The sequence below is a fragment of the Arthrobacter sp. 1088 genome (genome assembly GCF_031455315.1).
GTDB lineage: Bacteria > Actinomycetota > Actinomycetes > Actinomycetales > Micrococcaceae > Arthrobacter.
Genome location: NZ_JAVDSM010000019.1, coordinates 1 through 13,558 on the forward strand (window position 1 = coordinate 1; position 13,558 = coordinate 13,558).

The 13,558-nt window shown below is 62.2% G+C and carries 12 protein-coding genes; 7 read left to right on the top strand and 5 right to left on the bottom strand.

Annotated features, from left to right (window positions below; genetic code table 11):
* Positions 1–32: 32 nt before the first annotated feature.
* The 4 genes from J2Y41_RS21540 to J2Y41_RS21555 are packed head-to-tail and all read right to left on the bottom strand — an operon-like array spanning position 33 to position 4,207.
* A complete protein-coding gene (locus J2Y41_RS21540; protein ID WP_309931598.1) occupies positions 33–647 on the bottom strand; it encodes a rhomboid family intramembrane serine protease in 615 nt (204 codons plus the stop codon).
* A gap of 14 nt (positions 648–661) precedes the next feature.
* Positions 662–1,900: a threonine ammonia-lyase gene (gene ilvA, locus J2Y41_RS21545; protein ID WP_309931600.1), complete on the bottom strand. Its 1,239-nt coding sequence runs from the start codon at positions 1,898–1,900 to the stop codon at positions 662–664.
* Between the two features lie 3 nt (positions 1,901–1,903).
* A complete protein-coding gene (locus J2Y41_RS21550; protein ID WP_224166816.1) occupies positions 1,904–3,184 on the bottom strand; it encodes an AI-2E family transporter in 1,281 nt (426 codons plus the stop codon).
* Between the two features lie 57 nt (positions 3,185–3,241).
* Positions 3,242–4,207 (bottom strand): aldose 1-epimerase family protein, encoded by a 966-nt coding sequence (locus J2Y41_RS21555; RefSeq protein WP_309931604.1) that lies wholly within the window; start codon positions 4,205–4,207, stop codon positions 3,242–3,244.
* 99 nt (positions 4,208–4,306) lie between these two features.
* On the opposite strand from J2Y41_RS21555, the gene galT reads away from it, so the two are divergent.
* From galT to J2Y41_RS21570, 3 genes are read left to right on the top strand one after another with little or no spacing between them, the layout of a single operon-like run.
* Entirely contained in the window at positions 4,307–5,467 is a 1,161-nt protein-coding gene (gene galT, locus J2Y41_RS21560; protein WP_309931605.1) for a galactose-1-phosphate uridylyltransferase, read from the top strand.
* The gene (galK, locus tag J2Y41_RS21565; RefSeq protein WP_309931608.1) at positions 5,464–6,624 is read left to right on the top strand and encodes a galactokinase; all 1,161 of its coding nucleotides are present in this window, start codon (positions 5,464–5,466) and stop codon (positions 6,622–6,624) included. Before galT ends, galK begins: the two co-directional genes overlap by 4 nt.
* Positions 6,625–6,677: 53 nt before the next feature.
* Positions 6,678–7,916, top strand: coding sequence for an acetyl-CoA C-acetyltransferase (locus tag J2Y41_RS21570; RefSeq protein WP_309931610.1), 1,239 nt, complete (start codon positions 6,678–6,680; stop codon positions 7,914–7,916).
* Positions 7,917–8,010: 94 nt separating this feature from the next.
* Here the strand turns inward: J2Y41_RS21570 and J2Y41_RS21575 are convergent, their stop codons facing one another.
* Positions 8,011–8,934 carry a Bax inhibitor-1/YccA family protein gene (locus J2Y41_RS21575; protein WP_224091585.1) on the bottom strand — a complete coding sequence of 308 codons (924 nt, stop codon included), beginning with the start codon at positions 8,932–8,934 and terminating at the stop codon, positions 8,011–8,013.
* Positions 8,935–9,213: 279 nt separating this feature from the next.
* On the opposite strand from J2Y41_RS21575, the gene J2Y41_RS21580 reads away from it, so the two are divergent.
* The 4 genes from J2Y41_RS21580 to J2Y41_RS21595 are packed head-to-tail and all read left to right on the top strand — an operon-like array spanning position 9,214 to position 13,417.
* Entirely contained in the window at positions 9,214–10,611 is a 1,398-nt protein-coding gene (locus J2Y41_RS21580; RefSeq protein ID WP_224166811.1) for a branched-chain amino acid ABC transporter permease, read from the top strand.
* Positions 10,612–10,620: 9 nt separating this feature from the next.
* Complete coding sequence (locus J2Y41_RS21585) at positions 10,621–11,589, top strand: branched-chain amino acid ABC transporter permease (protein ID WP_216924904.1); 969 nt, start codon at positions 10,621–10,623, stop codon at positions 11,587–11,589.
* Positions 11,586–12,650, top strand: coding sequence for an ABC transporter ATP-binding protein (locus tag J2Y41_RS21590; protein ID WP_396133576.1), 1,065 nt, complete (start codon positions 11,586–11,588; stop codon positions 12,648–12,650). Before J2Y41_RS21585 ends, J2Y41_RS21590 begins: the two co-directional genes overlap by 4 nt.
* A complete protein-coding gene (locus J2Y41_RS21595; protein ID WP_224091581.1) occupies positions 12,647–13,417 on the top strand; it encodes an ABC transporter ATP-binding protein in 771 nt (256 codons plus the stop codon). Before J2Y41_RS21590 ends, J2Y41_RS21595 begins: the two co-directional genes overlap by 4 nt.
* Positions 13,418–13,558 lie beyond the last annotated feature (141 nt).

The following is a 13,558-nucleotide window of genomic DNA, read 5'->3' on the forward strand; positions in this document are numbered from 1 at the left end:
TTCAAAACGCGCTCTGCTGCGACCTAGTTGGCTCAGGCTGCGAACTTGGACTTGGGACGCAACAGGAGGGCCGCGATAATCCCTCCAATGGCCCCACCCAAATGGGCCTGCCACGAAATAAAGCCCATGACGGTGGGCAGCACCCCGAAGAGGATGCTGCCGTACGCCATGAAGAGGACCACGGACAGCAGAATCTGCCACCAGTTCCTGTTGAAGAATCCCCTGACCAGCAGGAACGCGAAGAACCCGAAGACCAGCCCTGACGCCCCCACCGTGACTCCTCCTCCACCAATCAGCCATACCATCAGGCCTGAACCCAGCCAGCTGAAGGCCAAGGCTGTGAGGAAGACCCTGATACCGGCCAGGAAAACCAGGAAACCGAAGATGATGAGAGGCAGGGTGTTGGACAGCAAGTGGTTGAGGTTCGCATGCAGCAGCGGGAACGTCAGGATGTCCAGCACTCCGTCCATGCTGCGGGAACGAAGCCCGAAAGTACCGTTAAGGCCATGCCTCATCAGCGTGTTCAGGAACTCGATGACGTACAGCAGGATCACGAAGCTGCCCATGAACAGCAGGCCGCCCTTGGCTCGGCCCGCGAGTGTCTCCTTGGCCTCGGCCTTGGATCCATCAGGCGTTTCGAGCACCATGTCCGCGACTCCCGTCAGTGCACCACGATCGGCTGGAAGCCTTCGGCCCTCAAGGCGCCGAGGACCTGCTCGCCATGTTCGTGGCCCTTCGTTTCCAGGTTGATGGTGATGGAGACATCGCCCATGCTGATGGAACCACCCAGGCGCGTGTGGTCCAGGCCTGTGACATTGGCGTCGTTTTCGGCAATGATTCGGGCGATCGTCGCCAGTGAGCCCGGGCGGTCATCCAGCATCATTCGAACCGTCATGAACCGGCCCGCAGCCGACAGACCGCGCTGGATGACCTTGAGCATCAGCATCGGATCGATGTTGCCGCCGGAAAGCACGACGGCGGTGTTCCCCGGGTTTTCGATCTTGCCATCCATCAGGGCGGCTACTCCCACCGCGCCTGCCGGCTCCACGACCATCTTGGCCCGTTCCAGCAGGAAGATCAGGGCCCGGGCAAGGGAATCCTCGCTCACAGTCACAACATCGTCCACGAGCTCGCGGATGATGCTGAAAGGAAGTTGCCCTGGCCGGCCTACTGCGATGCCATCAGCCATGGTGGAAACCTTTTTCAGCGGCACCAGGGCGTCCGCAGCGAGGGACGGAGGATAAGCGGCCGCGTTTTCGGCCTGCACTCCGATGACGCGGATCTCGCGGCCGAGCTCTTTGGCCCGTGCCTTGATGGCCACTGCGACGCCTGCAAGCAGTCCGCCGCCGCCGACGCCCATGAGGATGGTGTCCACGTTGGGGATCTGGTCCAGGATCTCCAGTCCGATGGTGCCCTGGCCGGCGACGACGTCCACGTTGTCAAAGGGGTGCACAAAGACTGCGCCTGTTTCGTTGGCGTAGCGCTGGGCTTCAGCCAAAGCCTCATCCACGTTGTGGCCGTGAAGGATGACTTCGGCGCCATGGCTGCGCGTTGCTGCAAGCTTGGGCAGCGCGACACCGAGCGGCATATAGATGCGCGCGTTGATGCCAAGGCTCTTTGCGGCTACGGCTACGCCCTGGGCGTGGTTGCCTGCAGAGGCAGCCACCACTCCGCGCTTCTTTTCGGCATCAGTCAGGCGTGCCATCCGTACGTAGGCGCCGCGGACCTTGAAGGATCCGGCACGCTGCAGATTCTCGCATTTGAAGAAGACATTGCCGCCCACGAGGCTGCCCAGCGCACGGGACGACTCCACTGGAGTCCTGGTAATAATGCCCTCGAGCAGCTCCTGCGCCTTGAGGACATCGTCCAGCGTGACGGGCAGGGTATCGAGGGTATTCACTGACTATTCTCCTTTGTTGGTGTCAACTGCAGGCTCCTGGACGGAGGTGTTATCTGCGGCCTTGGTCTTGCCGGCAGCGCTGCTGCCGCTGCGGGATCCGGCTCCAGGAAGGTGGACTTCCTTGAAGTTGGAGTCGCCATCAGTTTCCGACGATGCGTCTCCAGGCTGCAGCTCGGCCGCGCCCAATCCTTCATCATGTTCCCACGTCCGGCCGGCAATGTAGCGAACCGCCGTGTTTACTACGGCGAGCAGCGGAACTGCGAACAATGCTCCGGGAATGCCCGCGAGATAGGATCCGGCAGCTACCGAAAGGATCACTGCCACGGGATGGAGGGCCACAGCCTTACCCATGACCAGCGGCTGCAGGATGTGGCTTTCAAGCTGCTGGACCAGCAGGACGATGGCCAGCATGATCAGCGCATTCACGGGTCCGTTCGCCACAAGGGCCAGCAGGACGGCAATCGCACCGGTAACCAGCGCACCCACCACGGGAATGAACGAACCAATGAACACCAGGACCGCAAGCGGAAGCGCGAGCGGAACCTGGATGATCGCGGCACCGGCCCCGATGCCCACGGCGTCGACGAAAGCAACGAACATCTGGATCCGCACATAGCTGACCATGGAGGTCCAGCCGCGCCGTCCGGCACCATCAGCGGCCCTTCGGGCTGTCTTGGGCAGGAGCCGGACCAGGAAGCCCCAGATACGGCTGCCTTCGAGCAGGAAGAAGATCAGGATGAACAGGGCCAGGACCAATCCGGCGGCAAAGTGCCCGGCCGTGCTGCCAAAGGACAGGGCACCGCTAAGGATGCTGCTGCTGTTGTCCTGCAGGGCTGTGACGCCGTCGGAAATGTACTGGTCAATTTGGTCTGCTGTAAGGTGCAGGGGGCCGGCAGACAGCCAGTCCTGGATCTGCTGGATTCCTGTAAGCGCCTCGGTCCAAAGCTCCCCGAATCCTGAGACAAGTTGCCTGCCGACCAGCGCAAGGGCACCCCCGATAACCCCGATGAAACCCAACACTGTGATGGCCACCGCCGCACCGTTGGGCAGATTCCGCTTGCGCAGCCAGAGCACCACCGGGTAGAGGAGTCCGGCCAGGAGAGCCGCCACCATCACCGGAATGATGAGGAAGCTGACCTTGCCCAGCAGCCAGACCAGAGCGCCGATCATCAGCAGGATCAGGCCCATGCGCCACGACCATGCGGCCGCAATGCGCACCCCGTAGGGAATGTCCTGGGCTATTTGTCGGTCAGAACGTGATTTGGCGTCCGGTGTTGGCGTCATGAACCCATAATTCCGCAGCCCGCCCTGTATGGGAAACCGGCCCGCCGCGCAGGTGGCCTAGAGGGAGGCGGTAATCCCCCAAGCCATGGTGAAGGTCTCCCCCGGCGCAAGCCAACGCAAGCCATCCCCGCTGTTAAAGGCGTTGGCTGGACCGGTCATGGGCTCAATAGCGACTACTTTTGATCGGCCAGGGAAGGTGTCCGTGACGAACACGTGGACATACTGGCAGTTCTTGTCCTGCTCCAGCGACACGCTGCGTCCATCCGGCGCGGTCAGCGTATGGCGGGCCACACCGCCGTCGAACGTCAGGTCCGTCAAGGCGACGTCAATGTCCAAGCTGCCCAGCGCCCGACCTCCGGAAAGGTCAAAGTCGCCCTCCACCGCAGCGGTGCTGCGGGGAATCAATCGCTCGTCCGCTACCAGGCGGGTGGCTGCCTTGACGGTCAGGACCAAATCTTCGGCGGCCACCTCCCCCAGCCGGAGATAGGGGTGGGCGCCCAGGACCACGGGAGCATCGTCCCGGGAATCGTTGACCATCGTCTGTGAGACACGAAGGTCCAGGTTTTCGTCGAGCTCATACCGAACGATGTGCCGGACAAGGAAAGGGTATCCGTGCTGGGGGAAGACAGTTGCTTCCAGTGTCACCGAGAACTCGGACTCGTCCACCAGGGTGTAGCCCGTGTTGCGGAGAAGGCCGTGGCTGGCGTTGTTGCGTGAGACCTCGGTGATATCGAGCTGCTGCTTCTTGCCGTTGAGGTACCAGACGCCATCCTCCACCCGGTTGGCCCACGGGGCGAGCGTGATGCCTGTGGCGCCTGGCGGAATCTCGGCGTCACCGTAACTTTCGGTGAGTTGGACGCCTCCGCGGGAGTACAGCCGAAGGCCTGCAGCAAGCTCGGTCACGACGGCGAGCGCATCGTCCCTTCGAAGCTCGAATTGGCGGCCGGTGGCGAAGCGGCGGGGTGCTGATTCGGCCGGGCTTTGGGCGTCTGGCAACGATGCAGGGGGCGGAGAGGCAGGCATGGCAATACCGTACTGCATGCCTGCTCACTTTCCCGGATCAACTTGTTAACTTTTGTTTGAAACTATGCGTTTTTGATTACTTTGTGGGATGATGAACCCATGATCCGTATGACCCACACCCGCCTCGCTGACAGCCGTGAGTTGATCTACTTTGACGACCCCGGAACTCCCGAGCGCACACCGGACTCGCTGGTGGACCACCGCGGGCTTCCGGCCCGTGGCGAGCCCGGAGAGGTCAGATACGACGCCCTGTCCGGCGAATGGGTAGCTGTGGCCGCCCATCGCCAAAGCCGCACCCACCTCCCCCCGGCCCACCAATGTCCTATCTGCCCCACCACTGCTGATAACCCATCCGAGATCCCCGCCCCGGATTACGACGTCGTGGTGTTCGAAAACCGATTCCCCTCGCTGGGACCGGCACTGGGCGACATCCCGGAGATCCCCCGCAACGGACTCGCCGGCCACGGGGTCACCGGGCCCGCCTTCGGTCGCTGCGAAGTTGTGGCCTTCACGCCGCAGCACACCGGATCCTTCGCCGAATTGGGAGAGACCCGCGCCCGCACCGTCATCGAGGCATGGGCGCAACGTACAGAGGCGTTAAGTGCCCTGCCCGGCATCAAGCAGGTCTTCCCCTTCGAGAACCGCGGCGCCGATATCGGAGTCACGCTGCACCACCCCCACGGCCAGATTTACGCCTACCCCTACGTCACGCCCCGGGCTGCCACTCTGGGCGCGGTAGCCCGCAAATACTACGACGACGTCGACGCGAAAGAAACGCTCGGCGCGTCACTGCTCAAAGCAGAACGCGAGGATGGCAGCCGCATGGTCCTCGAAGCCAAGCACTTCAGTGCCTACGTGCCTTTTGCCGCCCGCTGGCCTCTGGAAATCCATCTGGTCCCCCACCGCAGCGTCCCTGACCTCGCGGCCCTGACGGGTGAAGAACGCGACGAGCTCTCCCACGTCTACCTGGATCTGCTGAAGCGGCTTGATGCCCTCTACCCCACACCCATGCCGTATATCTCCGCCTGGCACCAGGCACCGCTGGACCCGGTCCTGCGCCCCGCCGGCCAGTTGCACCTGCAGCTGACTTCACCGCGCCGCGCTGCCGATAAGCTCAAGTACCTGGCAGGCTCCGAAGCAGCCATGGGCGCGTTCATCAATGACACCACCCCCGAAGCTGTGGCGCAGCGACTCCGCGATGTCGCCGCAGCCGCCGACACCACGCAGTTGACCGACACCCTGGAAGGCACCCGAGCATGAGCACCACCACTGACACCAGCGTGCTTTCGGCCCGCTTCCAGGAAACTTTCGGCTCAGTTCCCGACGGCGTGTGGCAGGCACCGGGGCGCGTGAACCTGATCGGTGAACACACGGATTACAACGAGGGCTTCGTCCTGCCGTTCGCCATTGATAAGACGGCCAAGGTGGCTGTTCGGGTTCGTACGGACTCCACAGTGCGGCTGCTGTCCCTGTTCGGTGGCCACGGCTTGGTGGAGGCGGATCTCTCAAGCCTGGAGCCGGGATCCGGCAACGGTTGGTCGCGCTACCCGCTCGGCGTTGCCTGGGCTTTGAAAGAGCGTGGCATCGACGTTCCCGGTTTTGACCTGCTGCTCGATTCGGACGTGCCGCTGGGTGCGGGGCTCTCGTCCTCCCACGCGATCGAATGTGCCGTCATTTCCGCCCTCAACGACCTCACAGGGGCAGGTTTAGGCGCAGAGGACCTGGTGCTCGCCACCCAGCGCGCTGAGAACGTGTTCGTCGGCGCACCCACCGGCATCATGGACCAGTCAGCTTCGCTGCGCGGAGCCAAGGGTCATGCCGTGTTCCTGGATTGCCGGGACCAGCACGTTGACCTTGTCCCCTTCGACGCCGAGGCATCGGGCCTGGTCCTGCTGGTCATCGACACGAAGGTGTCGCATTCACACGCCGACGGCGGTTACGCCTCCAGGCGTGCCTCCTGCGAGTTGGGTGCCGAAATTCTCGGTGTCAAAGCCCTGCGCGACGTCGGCGTGGAATCTTTGGAGGAAGCCGCGGGCTTGCTGGATGAGACAACCCTTCGCAGGGTCCGGCACGTCGTCACCGAAAACGACCGGGTACTCCAGACCGTGGAAACCCTCAACAGCGAAGGCCCGGCCAGCATTGGTGCGTTGCTGGACGCCAGCCACGTGTCCATGCGCGACGACTTCGAGATCTCCTGCCCTGAGCTGGACCTCGCGGTGGAGACATCCAGGGCCAACGGCGCGATCGGCGCCCGCATGACCGGCGGAGGTTTCGGCGGCTCTGCCATCGCCCTGACTCCGGCAGGCCGGGAGCAGCAGGTGCGCGACGCCGTCGTGCGTTCCTTCACTGAGAGCGGCTTTACCGCCCCTGACATCTTCACGGTGACTCCGGCAGCAGGCGCCCTTCGCTTGGCTTGACGGCCCAGGCTTACGCCCGTCTTCATCCCAGATGCCGGGCGTAAGCTGGGGCCATGACTGAGGCTGTCATCGTTTCCACTGCCAGAAGTCCAATCGGGCGGGCCTTCAAAGGCTCCCTCAAGGACGAACGCCCCGACGACCTTGCAACCGCCATGGTGCAGGCCGCACTCGCGAAAGTTCCAGGTTTCGATCCTGCCGCCGAAGATGGAGGCGGCCTTGATGACATCCTCCTGGGATGCGCCGAACCCAGCGGCGAAGCGGGCTCCAACATGGCCGGCGTCGTCGCTGTCCTTGCAGGACTGGACCGCGTACCGGCGGCGACCATCAACCGGTTCTGCGCGTCCAGCCTCCAGACTCTTCGCATGGCATTCCACGCCATCAAGGCCGGTGAAGCGAACGCGATCGTCTCGGCCGGCGTGGAAAGTGTCTCGAGATACCAGAATTGGGCAGGGGCCGGACAGACCGATGCCGGCAACCGCAACCCACTTTTCGAATCAGCAGCCCAGCGGACAGCTGCCCGGGCGGCGTCGAACATTCCCTGGACGGATCCGCGGCTTGGCGGGAGGCTTCCCGATATCTATATCGCCATGGGCCAGACAGCCGAGAATGTGGCCACCAGCTACGGAATAGGCCGGGCAGAGCAGGACGAGTGGGGCGTGCTGAGCCAGAATCGCGCCGAAGCTGCCATCGCCTCGGGCTTCTACGCCCGCGAAATCACACCATACACGCGCAAGGACGGGACCCTGGTTGAGCAGGATGACTCCCCGAGGGCAGGAGTGACCTTGGAAGCCGTATCCGCCCTGGAGCCCGTTTTCCGGCCCCAAGGTACAGTAACCGCGGGCAATGCGTGCCCCTTGAACGATGGTGCCGCCGCCGTCCTGGTCATGAGTGACTCCCGTGCGCGCGAGCTTGGACTACAACCGCTCGCGCGCGTTGTCTCCACCGCCGTTTCAGCCCTCTCACCCGAACTCATGGGCATGGGGCCAGTTGAGTCAACGCGGCGGGCGTTGGCACTGGCAGGACTGACGATTGACGATATCGACCTCGTGGAACTCAACGAAGCCTTTGCGGTTCAAGTGGTTGCCAGCGCCCGTGAACTGGGCATCGACCCACAGAAGCTCAACGTCCACGGCGGCGCCATTGCCTTGGGCCACCCCTTCGGCATGACTGGAGCACGCATGACCACTACGCTCCTCAATGGCTTGAAAGAACGCGACGGAACCCTTGGCCTGGCCACATTATGCGTGGGAGGCGGCCAGGGAATGGCTGTTGTTTTCGAACGCCTGGGTTGAGGCCTTCTGGGACGGCGCCCATGGTTGAACCCGTTTAGACAAAAAAATGCCCCCGAAATAATTTCGGGGGCATTTTTCCTGAACCCGGGCGGACTTAGTCGTCGCCGCGCAGAATCGCCAGGAGCCGAATGATTTCGACGTAGAGCCAAACCAGGGTGACGGTCAGGCCGAAGGCAGCGATCCAGGAGTAGCGCTCCGGGGCGCCGGCACGGACGCCTTCTTCGATGCTGGTGAAGTCCATGATGAGCGAGAAAGCTGCCAGGCCAATCGCCAGGATGCCGATGAAGACACCCAGCGGGATGCCTGCAATCGTGATACTCGTGCGCAGGCCGAACGGTTCCTGGACCGCGCCGGTCCACATCATGACGAGGTTGATCAGCGCAAAGACCGCGTAGCCGATGGTGGCGATCATGAAGAAGCGCACCATCTTGGGCGTTGCGCGGACCTTACCGCTCTTGAACAGCAGCAGCGTAACGCCGAAGACGGCCAGCGTGCCGATGACCGCTTGGAGGCCCACGCCCGGGAACATTCCGTCAAGAATCCGGGTCAGGCCACCGAGGAAGAGTCCCTCAAGGCCCGCATAGGCCAGGATCAGCGCGGGAGAAGGCTGCTTCTTGAAGGTATTGACCAGTGCCAGGACGAAACCGCCCAGTGCACCGACAATCATGAGCATCGTGGACAGGCCCGGAGCCACAAAGAGCGTGATGCCGGCGCCGACGACCAGGGCCACAAGGCACGCGACGGTCTTCATGATGACGTCGTCGTAGGTCATCCGCCCGGTTTCGGCGGGTCCTGCTGCAGGCTGGTTGTACATCTGCTGCAGTTGTTCGTTGGTCATGTTCTGCTGCGGAGCGGACCAAGCTGACTGGGCGTCGAGGACCTGTCCGGGCGCGCGGCCAGGTGCCTGGTTAAACTGTTGGCCGTACGGGTTGGAGTACGGATTTTGCGGAACAGGCGGTGCCTGTTTGGCTCCACGGAAATTCTTTCCGTTGAAGATAGGGTTTCCGCCAAGTGCCATTGCGGGTGTCCTCCTGAAAAAGGGCTAAGTGATAATTCACGGTACCAATTACCACGCGCCCAAGGCAGGGAAAGTTCCCTTGTTCACCCAGACGAAACTCAACCGTGACACGAATGTGGAAGATTGCTTGTTGCCTATAGCTTCACAGTTGTTATCCGATCGCGATCTTCTGACCTCTATGCTGTGCATTTTTTAGCCGCACCGAGCGGTAACATAGGCCACACATGGGTGACTTAGATCACAATCGAGGCAGCTAGGCAAGAACTGTTCACAAGCCCCATGACCGTTCGCACCGGCTGCAATGGCGCAGCCGGGACCACCCCCACTGTGGAGGTTTCCATTTTGAGAAGCACACTGCGCGACCCGTCCATGAGACGGTCCAAGGGACTGCAGAGAGCCGTGGGGGCGTTCTTCGCAGCCCTCATTGCCACTCTGTTGATCGCCGCCCCTTCGGCGGAGGCTACCACCCCCTCGCCTTCGCCATCCCCAACGAATTTCCAGAACAATATCAGCGGCTTCCTCCGCGACGACGCCCGTGCTCCCATACCGGGCGTGAAGATCAAGGCCTCGGGCAACGGATTCGAAGGCGAAGCAACCTCCGGAGCCAACGGCGCCTGGAGCATCGGCGTCCCGGTGCAGGGCACGTACAGGGTTGAGCTGGATACCTCCACCTTGCCGGAGGGCATCAAACTGGCCGACGGCCAGGAAAATCCCCGCGATGTCACGTTCAACCAAACGTCCAACCTGTCGGTGATCTTCGCGTTCGGCAAAGGCATCGTCGTCCAGCAGCAGGACTTTGGCCAAAACCTCCTCAATCGCCTCGTTGCAGGACTGAGCTTCGGCCTGCTCCTGGCACTTGCCTCCGTGGGATTGTCCCTCATCTTCGGTACCACAGGCCTTACCAACTTCGCCCACGGCGAGATGGTAACCATGGGCGCTGTCCTGGTATTCATGTTCAACGGTTTTGGTTTGCCGTTCTGGCTGGCCATCCTGCTCTCGCTGATCGGCGGCGGGCTCTTCGGGTATGTCCAGGATGCCGGGCTCTGGCGGCCTCTGCGACGGCGCGGCTCGGGCCTGGTGCCCATGATGATTGTCAGCATCGGCCTGGCACTGGCTATCCGCTACGTCATCCAGTTCTTCTTCGGCGGCGCCACCCAACAGCTGCCCGGAGCCCAAAGCGCAGAGGTCCAGATCGGGCCCATCTCCATCTCTCCGAACAACCTGTGGTCCCTGTTGATCAGTGCCGTGGTGATTGCCCTGATCGGCATCGTCCTGTTGAAGACCCGTCTGGGCAAAGCAACCCGGGCGGTGGCGGACAATCCTGCCCTGGCGGCTGCTTCCGGCATCGACGTCGACTCGGTCATCCGGCTCGTGTGGATTGTTGGCGGCGTCCTCGCTTCCCTCGGCGGCATCCTGTGGGCCTACTACCGGCCCGGCGTGACCTTCGACATGGGCTCGCAAATCCTGCTGCTCATCTTCGCCGGCGTGACGCTCGGTGGCCTGGGAACTGTCTTCGGTGCCCTGATCGGCTCCATCGTCGTCGGGATCTTCGTGGAGTTGACGACTGTCTTTGGCCTCCCCGCCGACCTCAAGTACGTTGGCGCCCTGTTCATCATGATTGTTGTCCTTCTGTTCCGACCGCAGGGTATCCTCGGCCGGCGTGAGCGTGTGGGTTAGGAGCGGGCCATGGACTTCGGATTTATTCTTTCCAGCGCCCTTGGCGAATTGTTCAGCCCGACGACGGCGGCCTACGCACTTGCTGCTCTGGGCCTCGCCGTCCACTTCGGCTACTCAGGCCTTTTGAACTTCGGCCAGGCCGGATTCATGGCAGTGGGAGCCTACGGCTTCGCCATCTCCACGTTGACCTTCAAGACGCCGTTCTTCATCGGGCTGCTTATCGCGGTCCTGTGTTCGGTGATCTTCGCCTTTATCCTGGGCATTCCGACCCTGCGCTTGCGGGCGGACTACCTCGCTATCGTCACGATCGCAGCAGCAGAAATTGTGCGCTACGTTGTCACCACCAACCAGCTCACCAGCGTCACGGGTTCGGCAAACGGACTGGCCGCGTTCGAGGGTGGCTTCTACTCCATGAATCCCTTCCCCGAGGGGTCCTACATGGGCATGAACAACCGTGACTTCTTCATCCGCGTTGTCGGTTGGGGCCTGGTCATTATCTGCTGCCTGCTTGTCTGGTTGCTGATGCGCAGCCCATGGGGCCGCGTCCTGAAGGGCATCCGCGAGGACGAGAATGCCGTTCGGTCACTAGGTAAGAACGTCTACTCCTACAAGATGCAGGCCCTTATCATCGGCGGCATCCTGGGTGCCCTTGCAGGCATGATCTTCACTCTCCCCCGCGGCGCCGTCCAACCATCCAACTACGGCACGGAGCTCACGTTCTTCCTCTGGACCTGTCTCCTGCTCGGCGGCATGGCAACCGTCCTGGGCCCGGTGATCGGAGCCATGATCTTCTGGGTAGTGCTCTCGCTGACACAGAGCCTGCTTTATGGGCTCATCGAATCCGGAGTCATCACCTGGCTGACCACCGTTCAGGCCGGCCAGCTGCGCTACATCCTTGTTGGTGTGGCCCTGATGCTCCTGATGATCTTCCGCCCGCAAGGCGTCTTCGGCAATAAGAAGGAGCTTGCTTTCGCATGAGTGAGACCAACGAACACAACAGCAACAACCCAATGAACCCAGCTACGCCTTCCAGCAGTGGTAGTTCTGCCCACCGCGCTACGCCAAGCGACGAGGCAGGCATCGACTACATGACCGATTCCCGCCCCATTGCGGTCGGGGAAAACACCCCCGGCTGCAAAAAGCGCGATCCGATCGTCGTGGCCGAAAACGTCACCCGTTCCTTCGGCGGCATCAACGCCGTGGACGTGGAATACCTGGAAATTCCGCGCCACAAGATCACTGCATTGATCGGGCCGAACGGTGCCGGCAAGACCACACTGTTCAACCTGCTCACCGGCTTCGACACGCCAAACACGGGCAAGTGGCAGTTCGAAGGAAACAGCATTGCCGGCGTCTCGTCCTACAAAGTGGCACGCATGGGCATGGTGCGGACATTCCAGCTGACCAAAGTCATGGGCAAGCTGACAGTCATGGAAAACATGCGGCTCGGTGCCGCGGACCAGCCAGGCGAGCGTCTTTCCAAAGCCCTGTTCAAGGGCATCTGGGGTGGCCGCGAGAAGGAGATCACAGCACAGGCACACGTGCTCTTGGAGAAGTTCAAGCTGGACACCAAGAAGGATGACTACGCCGCTTCACTCTCCGGCGGCCAGCGTAAGCTCCTGGAAATGGCACGGTCCCTGATGGTCAGGCCCAAGCTCGTCATGCTCGACGAGCCGATGGCCGGCGTGAACCCGGCACTGACCCAGTCCCTCCTGGACCACATCAAGAACCTCAAGGCTGAAGGCATGACCGTCCTGTTCGTCGAGCACGACATGAACATGGTCCGCCACATCGCAGACTGGGTAGTAGTCATGGCAGAAGGAAAGATCGTGGCCGAAGGGCCTCCCGGCGAGGTCATGAAGAACCCTGCCGTGATCGACGCCTACCTCGGCGCACACCATGACGTCGACCTCGGCGACGCAGAAGGCATCAAGGTGCTCGAGGCAGAACTTGAGGCCGACGAAGAGTCGGTGGTGGGAACGGAAGACGCAGGTATCCTCTCCGACATCGTAGAAACCAAGAAGGAGGACGGGAAATGAGCAGCACCAGCGCAATGCCCGCCTCAGCAGATGCACCCGCCAGCGATTCCGTCGTCAAAGTCACCAACCTGGTGGCTGGCTACATTCCCGGCGTCAACATCCTCAATGGTTGCTCCATCGAGGCCCGCAAGGGCGAACTGATTGGAATTATCGGCCCCAACGGCGCCGGTAAGTCCACCCTGCTGAAAGCCATGTTCGGCCTGGTCAAGGTCCACTCCGGCACTGTGGTGGTCAGAGGGCAGGATCTCACCGGCCTGAAGGCCAACAAGCTTGTCACGCAGGGCGTCGGCTTTGTACCCCAGACCAACAACGTCTTCGCCACGCTCACCATCGAAGAGAACCTCCAGATGGGCATGTTCCAGCGGCCCAAGGACTTCGCCGAGCGGTTCGACTTCGTTGCCAGCCTCTTCCCCGAACTGGCCAAGCGACGTGCCCAGCGGGCCGGTTCCCTCTCAGGCGGGGAGCGTCAGATGGTAGCCATGGGGCGGGCACTCATGATGGATCCCGCGGTACTCCTGCTCGACGAGCCATCGGCGGGCCTCTCCCCCGTCAAGCAGGACGAGACGTTCCTGCGGGTCCATGAGATCAACCGCGCCGGCGTCTCAGTCATCATGGTGGAACAGAACGCCCGCCGCTGCCTGCAGATCTGCGACCGCGGCTATGTCCTGGACCAAGGGAAGGACGCCTACACGGGCACGGGTCGCGAACTCATGAAGGACCCCAAGGTCATCCAGTTGTACCTGGGAACCCTGGCCGACGAGGTCTAGGAGCCGTATCACACACGCACGGAGGGCCTTGGGTATACCCAGGGCCCTCCTTCATGTGCGGCCGTTGCCCCACAACACACCCCTATGAAGCAGAACAGGTCCCCTTCCGAAAGGTAGGGGACCTGTTCCGGTTGCGGTCTG